18 protein-coding genes and 1 riboswitch are annotated in these 18,183 nt (G+C 40.4%); of the genes, 17 read left to right on the top strand and 1 reads right to left on the bottom strand.

Going from position 1 to position 18,183, the window contains the following annotated elements; all coding sequences use genetic code 11:
• Nucleotides 1–3 precede the first annotated feature (3 nt).
• Nucleotides 4–119, top strand: a riboswitch (SAM riboswitch).
• Nucleotides 120–305: 186 nt separating this feature from the next.
• From PQ474_RS07940 to PQ474_RS07930, 3 genes are read left to right on the top strand one after another with little or no spacing between them, the layout of a single operon-like run.
• Complete coding sequence (locus PQ474_RS07940) at nucleotides 306–1,331, top strand: methionine ABC transporter ATP-binding protein (RefSeq protein ID WP_273841663.1); 1,026 nt, start codon at nucleotides 306–308, stop codon at nucleotides 1,329–1,331.
• A complete protein-coding gene (locus PQ474_RS07935) occupies nucleotides 1,324–1,992 on the top strand; it encodes a methionine ABC transporter permease (RefSeq protein ID WP_273841661.1) in 669 nt (222 codons plus the stop codon). Before PQ474_RS07940 ends, PQ474_RS07935 begins: the two co-directional genes overlap by 8 nt.
• A gap of 16 nt (nucleotides 1,993–2,008) precedes the next feature.
• Nucleotides 2,009–2,860 carry a MetQ/NlpA family ABC transporter substrate-binding protein gene (locus tag PQ474_RS07930; protein ID WP_273841659.1) on the top strand — a complete coding sequence of 284 codons (852 nt, stop codon included), beginning with the start codon at nucleotides 2,009–2,011 and terminating at the stop codon, nucleotides 2,858–2,860.
• Nucleotides 2,861–2,914: 54 nt separating this feature from the next.
• Here the strand turns inward: PQ474_RS07930 and PQ474_RS07925 are convergent, their stop codons facing one another.
• Nucleotides 2,915–3,439: a hypothetical protein gene (locus PQ474_RS07925; protein ID WP_273841658.1), complete on the bottom strand. Its 525-nt coding sequence runs from the start codon at nucleotides 3,437–3,439 to the stop codon at nucleotides 2,915–2,917.
• A gap of 169 nt (nucleotides 3,440–3,608) precedes the next feature.
• On the opposite strand from PQ474_RS07925, the gene PQ474_RS07920 reads away from it, so the two are divergent.
• The 14 genes from PQ474_RS07920 (at nucleotide 3,609) to gucD (ending at nucleotide 18,124) form a co-directional block, all read left to right on the top strand.
• Nucleotides 3,609–3,983, top strand: coding sequence for a carboxymuconolactone decarboxylase family protein (locus PQ474_RS07920; protein WP_273841656.1), 375 nt, complete (start codon nucleotides 3,609–3,611; stop codon nucleotides 3,981–3,983).
• 221 nt (nucleotides 3,984–4,204) lie between these two features.
• Nucleotides 4,205–4,330, top strand: a complete 126-nt coding sequence (locus PQ474_RS07915; RefSeq protein WP_273842157.1) for a YuzK family famiily protein — start codon at nucleotides 4,205–4,207, stop codon at nucleotides 4,328–4,330.
• Between the two features lie 596 nt (nucleotides 4,331–4,926).
• Nucleotides 4,927–5,718, top strand: coding sequence for a Fe-S cluster assembly ATPase SufC (gene sufC / locus PQ474_RS07910; RefSeq protein ID WP_273841654.1), 792 nt, complete (start codon nucleotides 4,927–4,929; stop codon nucleotides 5,716–5,718).
• 69 nt (nucleotides 5,719–5,787) lie between these two features.
• A complete protein-coding gene (sufD, locus tag PQ474_RS07905) occupies nucleotides 5,788–7,095 on the top strand; it encodes a Fe-S cluster assembly protein SufD (protein ID WP_273841651.1) in 1,308 nt (435 codons plus the stop codon).
• On the top strand, nucleotides 7,095–8,315 hold the full coding sequence (locus PQ474_RS07900; RefSeq protein ID WP_273841650.1) for a cysteine desulfurase: 1,221 nt from the start codon (nucleotides 7,095–7,097) through the stop codon (nucleotides 8,313–8,315). The genes sufD and PQ474_RS07900 overlap by 1 nt, the downstream gene beginning before the upstream one ends.
• Nucleotides 8,305–8,745, top strand: a complete 441-nt coding sequence (gene sufU, locus PQ474_RS07895; protein WP_273841648.1) for a Fe-S cluster assembly sulfur transfer protein SufU — start codon at nucleotides 8,305–8,307, stop codon at nucleotides 8,743–8,745. The genes PQ474_RS07900 and sufU overlap by 11 nt, the downstream gene beginning before the upstream one ends.
• A 48-nt stretch (nucleotides 8,746–8,793) precedes the next feature.
• Nucleotides 8,794–10,191 (top strand): Fe-S cluster assembly protein SufB, encoded by a 1,398-nt coding sequence (gene sufB, locus PQ474_RS07890; RefSeq protein ID WP_273841645.1) that lies wholly within the window; start codon nucleotides 8,794–8,796, stop codon nucleotides 10,189–10,191.
• Nucleotides 10,192–10,370: 179 nt separating this feature from the next.
• Nucleotides 10,371–11,078, top strand: coding sequence for a FadR/GntR family transcriptional regulator (locus PQ474_RS07885; RefSeq protein WP_273841642.1), 708 nt, complete (start codon nucleotides 10,371–10,373; stop codon nucleotides 11,076–11,078).
• 211 nt (nucleotides 11,079–11,289) lie between these two features.
• Nucleotides 11,290–12,303: a mannonate dehydratase gene (locus tag PQ474_RS07880; RefSeq protein ID WP_273841640.1), complete on the top strand. Its 1,014-nt coding sequence runs from the start codon at nucleotides 11,290–11,292 to the stop codon at nucleotides 12,301–12,303.
• Nucleotides 12,304–12,330: 27 nt separating this feature from the next.
• Entirely contained in the window at nucleotides 12,331–12,837 is a 507-nt protein-coding gene (locus PQ474_RS07875) for a tripartite tricarboxylate transporter TctB family protein (protein WP_273841638.1), read from the top strand.
• A 12-nt stretch (nucleotides 12,838–12,849) separates the two neighbouring features.
• On the top strand, nucleotides 12,850–14,367 hold the full coding sequence (locus PQ474_RS07870; protein ID WP_273841635.1) for a tripartite tricarboxylate transporter permease: 1,518 nt from the start codon (nucleotides 12,850–12,852) through the stop codon (nucleotides 14,365–14,367).
• Nucleotides 14,368–14,439: 72 nt separating this feature from the next.
• Nucleotides 14,440–15,465 carry a tripartite tricarboxylate transporter substrate binding protein gene (locus PQ474_RS07865; protein ID WP_273841632.1) on the top strand — a complete coding sequence of 342 codons (1,026 nt, stop codon included), beginning with the start codon at nucleotides 14,440–14,442 and terminating at the stop codon, nucleotides 15,463–15,465.
• 201 nt (nucleotides 15,466–15,666) lie between these two features.
• Entirely contained in the window at nucleotides 15,667–16,605 is a 939-nt protein-coding gene (gene kdgD, locus PQ474_RS07860; RefSeq protein WP_273842135.1) for a 5-dehydro-4-deoxyglucarate dehydratase, read from the top strand.
• A 55-nt stretch (nucleotides 16,606–16,660) separates the two neighbouring features.
• Nucleotides 16,661–18,124 carry an alpha-ketoglutaric semialdehyde dehydrogenase GucD gene (gucD, locus tag PQ474_RS07855; protein ID WP_273841630.1) on the top strand — a complete coding sequence of 488 codons (1,464 nt, stop codon included), beginning with the start codon at nucleotides 16,661–16,663 and terminating at the stop codon, nucleotides 18,122–18,124.
• Nucleotides 18,125–18,183 lie beyond the last annotated feature (59 nt).

Here is an 18,183-nt window from a genome sequence, read left to right as displayed (position 1 = left end):
CGACTCTTATCCAGAGTGGCGGAGGGACTGGCCCGAAGATGCCCGGCAACCGTTAGATGAATCGTTCATCTAAGAAGGTGCTAAATCCTGCAAAGCAGTATAGCTTTGAAAGATGAGAGAAAGGCCTATGTTATTAACCTTTCTGTTCATCATGTTCAGGGAGGTTTTTTTGTATAAAGAAGCGCGATCCATATAAATGACTATGGACTTAAAACTAAGTTTTCTTATGGGGGAAGTTGGAATAAAAAGCCAACCATGGCAAATAGACTTCTTCAAACCACCTCAGGGAAAGAAGGGATACAACGATGATTTCGTTAAGCAGCATACGTAAAACGTTTCAAACTAAAGATGGACCGGTGACAGCAGTCGATGGAATAGATTTAAAGATTGATGAAGGGGAAATCTACGGCATTATCGGTTACAGTGGCGCCGGGAAAAGTACACTGATTCGAATGCTTAATATGCTCGAGCGGCCAACTGAAGGCGATGTGGTAGTAGCAGGTCGTACATTGTCAAAACTACGTCATAAAGAACTCAGAAAAGCACGTCAAGAAATCGGCATGATCTTTCAACACTTTAACCTTCTTTGGTCCCGTACGGTTCGAGAAAATATTGCCTTTCCACTCGAGATTGCCGGTGTAAAAAAGGCAGAGCGAGATAAGCGTGTAAATGAGTTAATTGAACTCGTTGGCTTAGAAGGAAGAGGCGAAAGCTATCCATCACAATTAAGTGGCGGGCAAAAGCAGCGAGTTGGAATTGCTCGAGCGCTTGCCAATAATCCAAAAGTGCTTTTATGTGACGAAGCGACGTCAGCATTGGATCCGAAAACAACGGATTCGATTCTAGACTTGCTTGTCGATATTAATGAGAAGTTAAATTTAACGATTATCCTGATTACGCATGAGATGCACGTGATTCGTAAAATTTGCCATCAAGTAGCTGTCATGGAAGCCGGTCGTATTGTGGAGCAAGGACCTGTTCGTGAAGTGTTCCGTAAACCAAAAGAGAACATGACGAAAGAGTTCGTTAAGCAAATTACAGAGCCTGAAGAAACGGTCGATGCGATTACGCAAATGCTGATCGATCATCCAGAAGGTCAAATTGTGCAGTTAACTTTTGTTGGAGAAGAAGCTGAGCGCCCATTAATCACTCAACTGATCCGGCAGTTTGACGTTGAAGTAAATATCGTGCAAGGGAAAATTACGAAAATTCAAGAAGGCTCTTACGGGACTTTATTTGTTGCATTAAACGGAGAGCAAGCAGAGATTAAAAAGGCGATTACCTTTATTCAGAATAAGGAAGTAGAAGTGGAGGTGATCGTCCATGATTGATCAATGGTTTGGAAAAGTGAAATGGGATAAATTATGGGAAGCGACGCTTGAGACACTGTATATGACTAGTATCTCAGTTACTGCGACCTTCGTCATTGGACTTGTTCTAGGGATGATCCTTTATTTAACTAGCAAAGGTAACCTCTGGGAAAACAAGCTCGTGAATGGTGTTTTTAGCTTGATTGTGAATGTGTTTCGGTCGATTCCTTTTATTATTCTCATTGTTCTATTAATTCCATTTACGCGAATGCTCGTTGGGTCGATGCTTGGAGCGAACGCGGCTTTACCAGCGCTCATCATCGGAGCGGCTCCCTTTTATGCACGGATGGTGGAGATTGCCCTCAGGGAAATTGATAAAGGAGTCATTGAGGCTTCTCAATCGATGGGAGCAAGCAATTGGGATATCATTCGGAAAGTATTAATTCCTGAATCACTACCTGCGTTAATTTCAGGTATTACCGTGACCGCGATTGCATTAGTCAGTTACACGGCGATGGCTGGGGTCATTGGTGCTGGTGGACTTGGTCATTTTGCTTATTTAGAAGGATTTCAACGTAATAACAGTCAAATTACATTAGTTGCTACAGTGGTCATTTTATTGGTTGTCTTTATGATTCAATGGATGGGTGACTACTTTACAAATAAAACAGATAAACGATAACAAGGGGGATTTACAAATGAAGAAATTTCTAAGTGTAATAGGTGCAGCAGCATTGTCACTTTCATTAGTGGCATGCGGCGGGGCTGAAGAAGAGTCGACAGAAGAGGTTGTAGAAGAAGCAGGTCAAGAAGAAGTAAAACAAATCGTTGTAGGTGCATCTGCTGTACCTCATGCAGAAGTGCTTGAATTCGTTCAACCGTTACTCGCTGAAGAAGGCATTGACCTTGAGATTGTGACCTTCCAAGATTATATTTTACCAAACCAAACATTGCGTGATAGCGACATCGATGCGAACTACTTCCAAACACCTGGTTACTTAGCGATGCAAATTGAAGAAAATAATTACGACTTTGTAAGCATTGGTACTGTTCATGCTGAGCCAATTGGAGTGTATTCAAAAGAGTATGCTAGTTTAGATGAACTTCCAGAAGGCGCTAGCATTGTGATGAGTGATTCAATTAGTGATCACGGTCGTATCTTACCGATCTTTGAGCGTGCGGGTCTCATTGAACTTGACGTTGAAGAGGGTGCTTTAGCAACCATCGATGATATCGTTTCTAATCCGAAGAACCTACAGTTTGGAAATCCACAAGTGGAAGCTAGAATGCTTGCCCCATCTTTTGAAGCTGGTGAAGGGGACGCAGTTGTGATTAATACAAACTATGCACTAGAAGGCGGAGTGGATATTGAGCAGTATGGTATTGAATTTGAAAGTGCGGATGTTCTTCAACCAAACTTAATCGTTGTTCGTGCTGAAGATGAGAATCGACCTGAATTAGTAAAATTAGTAGAAATTCTTCAATCAGAAGAGGTTCAACAATTTATTAATGAAAGATATAATGGAGCGGTTATTCCGGTAATTAAATAATAGAACATGGGTTATAAAAAGGCTGTTGAGCACGATGCTCAACAGCCTTTTTGACTAGAAATCTGAACGGAGAACCGTTTTCAACCGATCTTTCACGCTCTTATTTTTGCTTGTATGATCGGTCTTAAATAAGGCTTCTTCGACCCACATTTGATAAAGATAAAGAATGATAGCCATCACGAGAAAAGCGGTAAACACTTCAAAGCTCCCGTGCTTCAATTCTTCTACTATGCCTTGAGGTACCATGATAAAGCGGTGTATGCCAAATGCAAAGACAATATCAATTACGATATTGACAAATAAAAACAACCAAAACCGTCCAAACGTCACAGCGAAAATCCAAATCGTGCCGACTAAGAAAAGTCCAAATGTGAAGGGGAGAAAAGTTATGAACACGTCTGTTATTTTGACGTTTTGAGTAAGCCATTCCTGTGTGTAGGCAAGTTCACCATGTAAGGTAACTAGTAAAGCTGAAAAGGTTGCAACGGGTGTGTAGCGTTTGATGAATTCCTTTTTCATGAATAGTATAGTAAACCAGGGTAAAAAGAGTATTAAACGGATCGTCAATTCTGGTAACATGAATGTTGTTAAATCCTCCTAACGAAATAAAGTCTTATCCCGTAATATCTCTTAAAACAGCTTAGAAATACATACATAAGGAAATAACTTACCTCTTTTTCTTTGTATAAACCCTCTTTGACCTACGAATACTATCGTTGTCACAATTTTACAAAGGGGGCTTCATCTAATGGACCAACAACAAAACTCTCCAATTGAGCAAGCTTTACAGGAATATAAGCAAGGGCTTGGAAACTTCACACAAAAAATGCCTGAGATCGCTAAGAAATACAATGCTTTTACGGAAGCGTGCTTTGCAGAAGGCAAGCTTTCTCAAAAAGAAAAGCAAATGATTGCCCTGGGCATTAGTGTGTTTTCTCAAGATGAATATTGCATCATTTACCACGCGAAAGGTTGTTTGGATCAAGGCTGTTCCGAAGATGAGATTCTAGAAACCATTGGAGTGACGGCGGCATTTGGTGGCGGAGCTGCAATGAGCCAAGCTGTAACGCTTGTACAAGAATGCATTAGTGAACTAGGTGGTAGTGGTAACCAAGTTCAATAAGCTAGCATGATAAAGGATTTGTATTGGTATTTTTTCTGACAATACATAACCACCTCTCAAGGCGCAAAATACTCATTTATCTCGTTATTTCGAAGTTGGTCGAATTTTCTGACCGTGGTAAGATTACTTTGACATAAACGAGAAAGGGTTGATTCATTATTCATTCATTAGAAAGTCGTACAGAGGGCCACCCATCGGTCACTGGAGAAATGGAAAAAGGAATGCAACAAGCACACGGTATTAGTTATTCGGAGTATCATCAAAGCTTAGATAAGCGAATTAAGATTGAGAAACAACGTGAAAAAGATTACGAGGCTAGCAAAAAAATTGCAGCTCAATTTAGCTAGGTCGTATCATTTTTTAGAATCGAGCAGAGTAGTGCCTCCTGAGGTGCTACTCTTTTTCTTTTAAAAAGGCTTTTTTCGTAAAGATTGTTGCTTTGGAATAGGGTTATTTCCACTTAGTGAAATGGAGCGGAAGTCACTCGACTCCTGCGGGATATAGAGGAAAGGGCGAGACCCCACAGGCGTAGCCGAGGAGGCTCGGCACCTCCCCGCGGAAAGCGAGTGGCTGGAGCGCAATGGAACGAACACGTCACTTCCTCCTAACCGATAAAAACAAGAAAGTATGCGAAAACAGCCTTTAAAAAAGAAAAAGTAGAGTCTACTAAGTCATCTTAAGACAAGGGGCCTTGAAAAAAATAATTAATTATAATGAAGGAAGCGTAAATGGCTCAAACTAACGTGTGAGCGTAGCGTGTACGGATGAGACGAAACGTTTATACTATAAACATAGGAATAATAGTTTTAAACATAGTGACTCTTCCTTGAACTTATAATAGATTTGTTATAAGATTGTAATGAGAATAGATTGAGAATAAAATAAATTAAAATTAAAAACCGCTTTGTCCTGGATAAAGCATAATACATTGGAGGTCATCGTAATGTCAGTACCATATCTAAAAATTGAAAACCTATACGTATCAGTAGAAGGAAAAGAAATCTTAAAAGATTTCAACCTAGAAATCAAAGGTGGAGAATTCCATGCGATCATGGGACCGAACGGAACGGGTAAATCCACTTTAGCTTCAGCGATTATGGGTCACCCTAAATATGAAATCACAAGTGGTTCAGTAACAATAGATGGAGAAGATCTGCTTGAAATGGAAGTAGACGAGCGTGCACAAGCTGGTCTTTTCTTAGCGATGCAATACCCAAGTGAAATTAGTGGAATTACAAACGCAGACTTCTTACGTTCAGCAATCAATGCGAAGCGTGAAGAAGGAGACGAAATTTCACTTATGAAATTCATCCGTCAACTAGATAAGAAAATGGAACTTCTTGATATGGATGATTCGTTTTCACACCGTTACTTAAATGAAGGCTTCTCAGGTGGAGAAAAGAAGCGTAACGAAATTCTTCAACTATTAATGCTTGAGCCGAAAATCGCGATTCTTGATGAAATTGACTCAGGGTTAGATATCGATGCTCTTAAAGTTGTTTCTAAAGGTGTTAACGAAATGCGTAGCGAAAACTTTGGTTGCTTAATCATCACTCACTACCAACGTCTACTTGACTACATCACTCCTGATAAAGTACACGTAATGATGCAAGGTCGTATTGTTAAATCTGGTGGCGCTGAACTAGCAGCTCGTCTTGAGGCAGAAGGTTATGACTGGATTAAGACAGAGCTTGGTATTGAAGACGAGCGTGTAGGCGCAAACCTAGAAGCGTAAGAAAACCGGAAAATAGATAGCAATCGACTCGTATGAAGCGAGCAGTACAATAGTAAAGGGTGGATAAGTATGTCAGTCGAGACAAAAGGATTGTTCGAAAAAGAACAAGTTGAATCATTCTCGAATGGTCGTCATGAACCTGAATGGGTGCGCGACATTCGTCTAAAAGGCTTAGAGGTATCTGAAACAGCGGAGCTTCCAAAGCCAGATAAAACAAAAATTACAAAGTGGAATTTTGTAGAGCGTCGTTTTGACATGAATCAAAAGCCAAAAGCGACTTCAGTGAAAGCTTTACCAGAAGCGATTCAAGCGTTGATCGGTGAGGAAACAGCTGAACAAAATTTACTTGTTCAACAAGATACAACAGCGGTTTTCACGAAAACCAACGCAGAGCTTACGGAAAAAGGCGTTATTTTCACAGATATTCAAACAGCTCTTCATAAGCACGCAGATCTAGTAAAGCCATATTTCTTCGGCGAAGCCGTAAAGCCTGAAGAAAATCGTCTTGTTGCTCTACATGCAGCTCTTTTAAATGGTGGAGCGTTTATCTATGTTCCTAAAAATGTGCATGTTGAGGTACCTTTACAAACGGTATTCTCACTTGAAACGCCTGAAGCCGTTCTTAGCAACCATGTGATTGTTGTAGCGGAAGAAAATAGTTCTGTTACTTATGTAGAGAACTATACATCTTCAAATGAAGGTTCGGCTGTCGCAAACATCATTGCTGAAGTATATGCTAAGGCAGGTGCAAAAGTAGCATTTGGTGCCGTAGATAACCTTGGTAGTAATGTGACAACCTATGTAGTACGTCGTGGACATGTTGATAAAGACGCTCGTATTGATTGGGCTCTTGGACAAATGAACGACGGAAATACAGTTTCTGAAAACACAACTCATCTTGTTGGGGACGGTTCTTGGGCTGATACAAAAACGGTAACCATCGGCCGTGGCGAACAAAAGCAAAACTTTACGACACAAATTTTCCATCATGGAAAGCATTCAGAAGGTCATATCCTGAAGCATGGTGTTATGCGTGAAGCGGCTACTGCGATCTTTAACGGGATTACGAAAATTGAGCACGGTGCGACGAAGTCTAATGGCGTTCAAACAGAGCGTGTGCTAATGCTTAGTGAAAAAGCGCGTGGGGATGCAAATCCAATTCTTCTCATTGATGAGGATGATGTAACAGCAGGTCACGCAGCTTCTGTTGGACAAGTGGATCCGTTGCAAATGTTCTACTTAATGAGCCGCGGGATTTCACGCACAGAAGCAGAGCGCCTAGTGATTCATGGTTTCTTAGCGCCTGTTGTTGAACAGCTTCCGATTGAATCTGTTAAGGAGCGTATGCGTGAGGCCATTGAAAGGAAAGTGCGCTAATGAATGCGAAAGAGATTAAGCAATTATTTCCGATTCTTAACCAAGAAGTGAACGGAAATCCGCTCGTCTACTTAGACAGCGCAGCTACTTCTCAAAAGCCACTTAAAGTCATTGAAGCGATCGATGATTATTACCGCCGCTACAATTCGAATGTTCACCGTGGAGTTCACACCCTTGGTACGCTTGCAACTGATGGATATGAAGGGGCACGTGAAAAGGTTCGCCGTTTTATCAATGCAAGTTCGATGGAAGAAATTGTGTTCACACGTGGAACAACGACAGCTCTTAATTTAGTTGCTGCGAGTTACGGAAGAGACAATTTGACTGCTGGGGACGAGATCGTGATCTCCATGATGGAGCATCATAGCAACATCATCCCTTGGCAGCAAGTAGCCAAACAAACTGGAGCAACATTAAAATATTTCCCGCTTCAACCAGATGGAACGATTGATCTAGCTGATGCGGAAAAAACCATTACAAATAAAACGAAAATCGTTTCCGTTATGCACGTATCAAACGTACTCGGAACGATTAACCCTGTGAAAGAAATCGCAGAAATTGCTCACCGGAATGGTGCGATCATGGTCGTCGATGGTGCACAAAGTACACCTCATATGAAAATAGATGTAAAAGACCTTGATTGTGATTTCTTTGCTTTTTCGGCTCACAAAATGGTGGGGCCAACTGGAATTGGTGCTTTATACGGAAAGAAAGCCTTGCTTGAAAAAATGGAGCCAATTGAATTTGGCGGCGAAATGATCGATTTTGTCGGTTTACAAGATTCAACTTGGAAAGAGCTGCCTTGGAAATTTGAAGGCGGTACTCCGATTATTGCAGGTGCTATTGGACTAGGAGCAGCCATAGACTTCTTAGAAGAGGTTGGTTTAGATGAGATTGCCAAACATGAGCATGAACTAGCAACGTATGCAATCGAACGTTTGTCTGACATTGATGGAATGACGATTTTTGGTCCGAAGCATCGCGCGGGTGTTGTGACATTTAACCTGGATGATGTCCATCCACATGATGTGGCAACGGTTTTAGATGCAGAAGGTATTGCTGTCCGCGCTGGTCATCACTGTGCACAGCCATTAATGAAATGGCTTCAAGTCACAGCAACGGCTCGTGCAAGCTTCTATTTGTATAATACAAAAGAAGACGTCGATGCTCTTTACACAGGACTAGTAAAAACAAAGGAGTACTTCGGAGATGTCTTCTAAACTTGATACCCTTTACAGACAGGTCATTATGGATCACTATAAAAACCCTCGTAATCGCGGGGAGTTTGAAGGTGAGACGGTAACCGTTAATATGAACAACCCAACATGTGGCGACCGCATTCAGATTCAAATGAAAGTAGAAGATGATAAGGTGTCAGAAGCTAAATTTGTTGGGGAAGGATGTTCGATCAGCTTAGCTTCTGCTTCCATGATGACTCAAGCGATCAAAGGCTTGAAGCTAGAAGAAGCAGTTGAGATGTCGCACATTTTTTCAGATATGATGCTCGGAAAAGATTACGATGATGAGCGTTTTGATTTAGGTGATATAGAAGCATTACAAGGTGTGGCGAAGTTTCCAGCACGGATTAAGTGTGCAACCTTAGCTTGGAAAGCGATGGAAAAAGGAATCAACGACCAAAAGGAGCAATGAGCAAAGCGTAAAGCTTATTGCAGTTAGACTATATGAGGAGGGTTTCAAATGGCTAAAAAAATGCCTGAAATCGGAGAATATCAATACGGTTTCTCAGACAAAGATGTTTCGATTTTCCGCTCGAAGCGTGGATTAACGAAAGAAATTGTTGAAGAAATCTCAAACATGAAAAAAGAACCACAATGGATGTTAGACTTCCGTTTAAAATCATTAGAAATGTTCTACAAAATGCCTATGCCACAATGGGGTGGAGATCTATCTGAACTTCACTTTGATGATATCACGTACTACGTTAAGCCATCAGAGAAGTCAGAGAAATCATGGGATGAAGTACCAGAGGAAATCAAAAATACATTTGATAAACTAGGTATCCCTGAGGCAGAGCAAAAGTATCTTGCAGGGGTTTCAGCTCAGTATGAATCTGAGGTTGTATACCACAACATGAAGCAAGAACTAACAGACCTAGGCATTCTTTTCACTGATACCGATACAGCGTTAAGAGAGCACGAAGACATTTTCAAAGAGCACTTTGGTACGATCATTCCACCATCAGACAACAAGTTTGCTGCCTTAAACTCAGCTGTTTGGTCTGGAGGATCTTTCATCTACGTACCAAAAGGCATTAAGACTGAAACGCCATTACAAGCGTATTTCCGTATTAATTCAGAAAACATGGGTCAATTCGAACGTACGTTGATCATTGCTGACGAAGACAGCTCTGTACACTACGTAGAAGGTTGTACAGCGCCTGTATACTCAACGAACTCACTTCATAGTGCCGTTGTTGAGATCATCGTTAAAAAAGACGCATACTGCCGTTACACAACGATCCAAAACTGGGCTCCAAACATCTTCAACCTTGTGACAAAGCGTGCAGTTGCTGATGCTGGTGCAACAATGGAATGGGTGGATGGTAACATCGGTTCGAAATTAACGATGAAATACCCTGCTGTTGTCATGCGCGGTGAAGGTGCGAAAGGTACGATCCTTTCTATCGCTATTGCTGGTAAAGGGCAGCACCAAGATGCCGGAGCGAAAGTTCACCATCTTGCACCAAACTGTTCGTCTACGATTGTATCGAAGTCGATCTCTAAACATGGTGGTAAAGTAACATACCGTGGTATTTGTCACTTTGGCCGTAAGTCTGCCGGATCTAAGTCGAAGATCGAGTGTGATACACTCATCATGGATAACGAATCAACGTCTGATACCATTCCTTATAACGAAATCTTAAACAACAACATTACGCTTGAGCACGAAGCAACGGTTTCAAAAGTATCTGAAGATCAACTCTTCTACCTAATGAGCCGTGGTATTTCTGAGCAAGAAGCAACAGAAATGATCGTAATGGGCTTCATCGAACCGTTCACAAAAGAACTTCCGATGGAGTACGCTGTTGAGATGAACCGTCTGATCAAGTTTGAGATGGAAGGGTCTATTGGTTAATCTTTATAAAAAATCGAAGTGAATCCCATTAGGGGGTTCACTTTTTTGATGAAAAAATCAATTAGGTTTCATTAAAGAGACAGTCCAAACCACCTTTTCAATTCCCAAAAGAATAGTTTATTTTTTTATCATTTTGTCTTACAATTGAAAATATAGACATAAATATAGGGGGAAAGAACATGACAGACAATAAAGAAGTAGAAATTAAATCACTTAGTCGAAAATCTCTTTCAAAACAAGTTATTGATGAGATTATAAATTTATTAATGACAGGCCAACTGAAGCCAGGTGACAGAATTCCATCAGAGCACGAACTAATGGAAATCTGTGATGTGAGTAGGCCAGTGATACGAGAGGCTTTAACTTCTTTAGAAGTAATGGGGATAGTCAATCGCAAGACTCGTCACGGTACGTTCTTCTCAGAGAAGATAGGGAGTAAGCCTTTTTCAATGATGTTAGCTCTATCCGCAGGAGACGTTATTTCAATAATTGAGACAAGAGTTGCATTAGAATTAGGGTTAGTAACACTAGCAGCTGAAAAAATTACTGACGAAGAGTTGGAATTAATTAGAGAAAACATTGAAGAGATGAGAAACCTCCCAACGAATGATTCATCTGATGTCGATATGCGCTTTCACAAAATCATTGCTCACAGTGCCAGAAATCCGCTATTTGAAGGAATCATTGATGCCTTACAAAAATTTCATCAGAATATATTAGAGCAAATCCCATTGGAAAATCGAAATCTAGAAGATACCTTGAGCTATCATGTTGACATTTTCAAGGCTCTTGAAAAACGTGATCCAGTAGAAGCTTATATCGCGATGTATCGTCATCTTGACTTCGTTAGAAAAAAGGCGTTAAAAAGATTAGAAATAAATAAGTGAGAGCCGAAAATAGAGCTTACTGGGGGTGTTTTTTCGGCGCATTCAATATTCTAAAAATTTAGTATTGACTCATTAATTTATTTGTCTTACAATTAAACTATCAAATAAACAGGCAAATGTTTAGGGAATAGTGACCTCTATAGGTGGTCTTGTTTTTTAATAAATGAATGAAAGCGTATACTTTATTGAGTTGCAAATGGAGGGAAAAGAAATGATGAAAGTATCGGTTACAACAACAAAGTTTGATTTAACGGATGGCGATTTAAGACAAATGTGTCAGTTAGGAGTAGATTGTGTTGACTTTGGCACAGGTTCTTCGTTCCCGGGAGTAAAGGAACAAGGTTTTCCAGATTTAGATGCTGTATTAAAAATGAAAAAACGAGTTCGCTCCTTTGGGTTAGATGTAAATCGTGTTACGTTGCCTGATCTTTCACAAAAGTTTATGAATAAAGAAGAAGGTAGCGAACGAGAATTAGAAAACTCGGTCAATGCCGTAAAAGTATTCGGGGAAGCTGGAATCAAAATCGTCAGACAGCGTTTTGCTGGAGATACGTTTAACTATATGACGAAAAGTTTTGAAGCCAGGCAAAGAGGAGGAGCGATTGCTCGAGGGGAAAGCCTTGGTTTTCAAAAGGAGCCTTATGAAACTCCTACTCTCGAGCAGCATGAGCAATGGTGGGGACGTTTCCGTGATGCTTACTCAAAAATTGTACCGGTTTGTGAAGACTATGATGTCAACATCGGCATGCATCCTTCAGACTCACCGAATCACGATACACCATTTGGCGGACTTGGTTACCGTAGAATTATGGATGAATTCCCAAGCAAAAATGTTGGGTACATCTATTGCGTAGGGACAAGAGCGGAAGAAGGAGGAAGCCCATTAGTACTAAATGAAATTAACCACTATGGCAGAAAAGACCGTATCTTCCTTGTACACTTCCGTAATGTTCGAGGGACCTTGCCAACTGCAGGAGCGTTTGAAGAAGCGTTACTAGATGATGGCGATATGAATATGTATAAAATTTTACTTGAACTAAAGAAAGTCGGTTACAATGGCTGCTTAAATCCAGACCATGTTCCAATGATGGAAGGAGACAACCCTGATCTTGATAAAAACTGGGCGAATTCAAACATTGGCTGGAGTTATGGAAGTATAGGTTTTGCCTACTCGATAGGATACATCAAAGCGTTGTTAGCCGCGTTAGTTGAATTTGAAGGGTAATTTTCCAAAGAAATGAGGGAGAATACGATGCTCAAACAATATAAAGACATTTATGCGAGCGTTTTCTTATTGATTGTATCAATTATTATGTTTATCGCTACTTACAGTATTCAAAAAATGACGGTAACCAATATTGGAGCCGATTTCGCACCAAGGTTGCTGGCTGTTGGAATTTTCGTCCTTAGTTTAATTCTATTAACCAACTCTATTAAACAAGTAAGAAATCCGCAAACAGCTGTCATACTTGATGAGGAAGAAGAAGAGGAAGAAGAACAAAATTTAAAAGAGTCTATTAGTAAGCTGTCCGTAGTAGGGACGATAGCGCTTTTAATTGGATATGTTGCGCTAATCCCATCTATTGGTTTTCTAATAATGACAGCCATTTATCTGTTTTTACAGATGTACTTATTAGCTGAAAGAGCTCATCGGAATATTACGTTATTTCTAATCATATCCGTTGTATCTTCAGGGATTATCTACTATTGTTTCAAATCTATATTTTACTTAAGGTTGCCAGCGGGGATTTTAGGTTAAGGAGGTTTTCACATGTTTGATCTATTTTTAGAAGGTCTAACAGCTGTAATGACATTTAAAACCATCTTGTTTATCCTGATCGGTACAGCGATGGGTCTTGTGTTTGGTTCAATCCCAGGTTTAACAGCGACCATGGCAATTGCCATCACCTTACCGATGACGTTTGGAATGAGTCCAATGGATGGAATGGCGATCTTGATGGGGCTATACATTGGTGGTGTATCAGGGGGCTTAATCCCGGCGATTTTGTTGAAATTACCAGGAACGCCTTCATCGATTGCGACGACTTTTGATGGCTATCCAATGGCGAAAAAGGGGGAAGCGGGAAAGGCGTTTGGATATGCGATTTTGTTCTCGTTTCTCGGTGGATTGCTAAGTATTTTTATCTTAATGCTTTTGGCGCCTCCATTAGCGAAAATGGCTCTTAAATTTGGTCCGTTTGAGTACTTTGCCATTACTGTATTTGCCTTAACGATGATCTCAAGTTTGGCTGGTAGCTCTTTAGTAAAAGGTTTATTAGCTGGTTTGATGGGGATCGGGTTGGCGATGGTTGGTGCAGCACCCATTGATGCGTTCCCGAGATTTACATTTGGGTATCACGGACTTGATGCAGGATTCAACTTGCTTCCTGTATTAATCGGTTTATTTGCGGTAGCAGAAATCATAAAAGCATCTGAACGAAAAATTAAAAAAGAAAAATCGGTTCACTATAAAATGAAAGGTTTTGGCTTTTCCATTCGTGATTTTTTCAAACAAGGTTGGAATGGTCTAAGATCAAGCATCATCGGGATAGGAATTGGAATTCTACCTGGTATCGGTGGGGGAACGGCAAATATCATTGCATATGTGACAGCTAAAAACCGTTCTAAAACACCTGAGAAATTTGGGAAAGGCACTCCAGATGGGGTTGTTGCTTCTGAGTCAGCGAATAACGCTGCCGTAGGGGGAGCGCTTGTTCCTTTGATCTCTTTAGGTATTCCGGGTGACACGGTTACAGCTCTACTTTTGGGAGGGTTAGTGATTCATGGGTTAACCCCTGGTCCATTGCTGTTCCAAAACAATGGTGATGTCGTCTATGGGATTTTTATTGCATTAATTATTGCGAACATTGCCATGATTGCTTTCCTTTATTTTGGGATGAGATTCTTCACAAGAATTCTTAGTATACCTAAGTACATGTTGCTGCCCATCATCCTAGTGCTTTGCGTCGTTGGGGCGATTGGAGTAAATAACCGTATGTTCGATGCAGGTGCACTTTTGTTCTTCGGTGTTCTTGGTTATTTAATGTTAAAGTATAAATTTCCAATTGCACCTGTTATTTTAGGCTTTATTTTGGGACCGCTTGTGGAAACGAATTTGCGCAGAGGGCTGATGTATTCAAAAGGTGATTTCTTACCTTTCATTACACAACCTATTGCCGCTGTATTCTTAAGTTTAGCTGTTATCTCAATTGTTTTTAAGATTAGAGACAGCTACAAGAAAAAACAGAAAAAGCTTGAAGAGTCTGGTGGAATAAATCCCGGCGTATAGCAAAAGTGATTTTTAATAGGGCTAACTCCCCTATTAAATATATAAAAACAAAAAATTCTGGGAGGGTTAATTATGAAAGCGTTTTTAAGACCGTTAATGTTTATGTTGGCTGTTATGTTCTTAGCAGCAGTTGCTGTTGGGTGTTCAAGTGATGAAGGATCGAGTGATTCGAGTGAAGAAACGACTGACAGTACAGAAGCTGGAGAAAATGCAGAAACAGCTGTTGACTACCCTACACAACCAATTACCGTTGTCGTTCCAGCTGGAGCAGGTGGAGACACGGATTTGAATGCCAGATTATTTGCTAAATACCTAGAACAAGAATTAGGTCAGCCTGTAGTTATTTCAAACGTAACAGGTGCTGGTGGGACTGTTGGTGCTCGTGAAGTATTAGACGCAGATGCTGATGGACACACCGTACTGTTCTTCCACAATTCGTTATTATTAAACAAAATTTTAGGTTTAGTCGACTTTAGTTACGATACGTTCAAGCTTGCAGGAATTCCTATTTTAGACCAAGGTAATACATTTATGGTTAGTGCTGATTCTCAGTTTGAAGATTTACAAGACATGGTTGAGTACGCTCGTGCGAACCCAGGTGAAGTTTCAATTGCAACTGAAGTAGGCGGATTCACGCACTTACAATTACTAGCTCTAGAACAAGACCAAGGAATTGAACTGAACATTGTTGATGTAGGTGGAGCTGCTGACAAAATCGCAGCATTACTTGGCGGACACATTGATATCGTTCCAACTTCTTTAGGATTAGTGAATGAATATGTAGAATCTGGTGACATGAGAACACTTGGAATTATGGCTGCAGACAGTGTTGATTTAATGCCTGGTGTTCCAACATTTAAAGAACAAGGGGTAGATAGCAGCTTTGAAAAATTCTTCTTCTTCGGTTTCGCGCCAGATACATCTGATGATATCGTTGAAACATTCTCTAAAGCAATGGAGACGGTTGTAAACAATGATGAATATAGAGCAGAGGCTGAAAAGTATCTTGTATCTCCGACATATATGAACCAAGAGGACGCAATCAACTATATCCAAGAAACAGAAGCCTACTACATGGAATTGTATGAAAACGAGTAAGTAGAGCTTTCGATTCATTTTAATAGTATAACATGTCAACTCCAAAAATAATTTGAATTTTTGAAGTTGACACTAAATTTCATTTGTCTTACAATTAAACAAACGAATCAATTGTAAGACAAATGAACAATTAAAAGAAAGACCAAGGTTGGTTCAATAAGTTTGAAAGTATATTAGCCAAATTGAAGGGAATGGATGAAGATGACAATTGAGAGAAAAGCACCTACAGGAATTTTAGGGTTTCCAACAGCACCACTAAATGAAAACGGAAACATTGATGAAAAAGCACTAGCCGTAAATATTGACTTTTTAATTAACGAAGGACTTACTTCCATTTTCATCGCTTGTGGATCTGGAGAGTTTCATGCCATTAGCAGAGCAGAATATCAAAAGATGGTAGGAATTGCGATCGAAACTACAGCTGGTCGTGTACCTGTATACACAGGGGTTGGCGGAAACATCACGGATGCAGTTGAGTTAGTAAAATTATCAGAAGACCTCGGTGCAGATGGATACTTAATTCTTCCTCCATACCTCATTAATGGAGAGCAGGAAGGGCTTTATAACTACTATAAAACAATTGTTCAAAGCAGCGAATTGAATGCGATTCTTTACAACCGTGATAACGCGATTGTCAATCTCGATACACTTCAACGTCTAGTAGATGAGTTTCCACAAATCGTTGCGTTGAAAGATGGCCATGGGGATATGGAGTTGAATCTTCAGCTCGTAAATACAATTGGTGACAGACTTGAATGGTTGAATGGAATGCCTTTTGCAGAGATTACAATGCCGGCTTATTATACTAGCGGTTTTAATTCTTATTCTTCGGCCATGTCTAATTACATGCCTCACATTTCAAAACTATACTTTGATGCATTAGTAGAGGGCAACCAACAACTTGTAAAAGAAATTTACGTAAATGTTTTGCTTCCAATTAACCAAATTCGTAAAGCGAAAAAGGGATATGCTGTTTCATTAATTAAAGCTGGAATGGAAATTCAAGGATTCCCAGTAGCAAATACGGTTCGCCCACCGTGTGTACCTGTGGAACAAGGTCACTATGATGAATTAAAGAACATCATTAGCTCAGCGTTAGCTAAGTACCCGGTTGCCAAAAAAGAAACTAGCAAACTATAATTAGTGATTTTAAAAAGAGATGGCCTGGATAAAAATGTGATAGGAGGCGTTATAAATGACAGTTGAAACAAAGAAGGAAACGTATTTAAATTATGTGAATGGGGCATGGGTTGCCTCTGCAAGTGGGGAGACGAAACCTAGCTTAAACCCTGCGAATGTAAATGACGTTGTTGGTTATGTACAGATGTCCACGAAAGAAGAAGTGGATCAAGCTGTTACTCAGGCAAAAATTGCTCAAAAAGCATGGAAAAAACTTTCAGGTAATGACCGCGGGGCTTTTCTATATAAAGCAGCTGACGTACTCGAAAGCAGACTAGATGAAATTGCGGAGTGTATGACTCGTGAAATGGGTAAGACGTTTCCAGAAGCAAAAGGTGAAACAGCAAGAGGCATTGCCATTCTTCGTTATTACGCTGGAGAAGGTTTACGGAAAGTAGGCGATGTGATCCCATCAACTGACAGCAAAGCGCTTATGTTTACTAGCCGCGTTCCACTAGGTGTAGTTGGCGTTATTACGCCTTGGAACTTCCCTGTAGCGATTCCTATTTGGAAGATGGCTCCTGCCTTAGTATATGGAAATGCGATTGTGCTAAAACCGGCTCAAGAAACAGCTGTAACAGCAGCGAAAGTGATTGAGTGCTTTGAGCAAGCTGGTTTCCCACCAGGTATCGTGAACCTTGTAACAGGATCTGGCTCCGTAATTGGTCAAGCGCTGACCGATCATCCCGATGTGAATGGCATTACTTTCACTGGATCGAACGGTGTTGGAAAAGGAATTGGTCAAGGTTGCTTGGCTCGTGGAGCGAAGTATCAACTTGAAATGGGTGGGAAAAACCCTGTGATCGTGGCAGCTGATGCTGATATTGATCTTGCAGTTGAGTCAACGATTGCTGGTGCGTTCCGCTCTACAGGACAAAAATGTACGGCGACAAGTCGTGTCATTATTGAAGCTGCTGTGTATGAAACGTTTAAAGAAAAATTACTAGCGAAAACAGCGGAAATTACCATTGGGAATGGCTTAGAGGAAGGTATTTGGATGGGGCCATCTGCAAGTGAAGGTCAATTGAATACCGTGCTTCATTATATTGAAAAAGGAAAAGAAGAAGGGGCAACTCTACTAGCTGGAGGAAACTGTGTAACAGGTGAAGGCTATGACGATGGTTACTTCGTTGAGCCAACTATTTTTGATAATGTCACTTCAGATATGACGATTGCTCAAGAAGAAATCTTTGGACCTGTTATCGCCCTTATTCAAGTAAATAATTTGGAAGACGCCCTAACGATTGCAAATGATGTTGAATTTGGGTTAAGTGCTTCTATCTTCACGAGCAATATTCAAAGCATGCTTTCATTTGTAGAAGACATGGAAGCTGGCCTTATTCGTATTAACTCTGAAAGTGCTGGAGTTGAACTTCAAGCTCCGTTCGGTGGAATGAAGCAATCTAGTTCGCATTCTCGTGAACAAGGTGAAGCAGCAAAGGAATTCTTTACATCTATTAAGACCGTTTTTGTAAAATAAGTAGCTTAAAAGGTTGTTCAAATGGGATCATCTACCTATTGAACAACCTTTAAGCAATG

Origin of the sequence: Halalkalibacter alkalisediminis (genome assembly GCF_028610705.1) — a bacterium.
In the GTDB taxonomy this organism is placed as follows: Bacteria; Bacillota; Bacilli; order Bacillales; family Bacillaceae_D; genus Halalkalibacter; species Halalkalibacter alkalisediminis.
The sequence above is the reverse complement of the archived record's forward strand: the minus strand, read 5'-3'. Positions and strand labels throughout refer to the sequence as shown.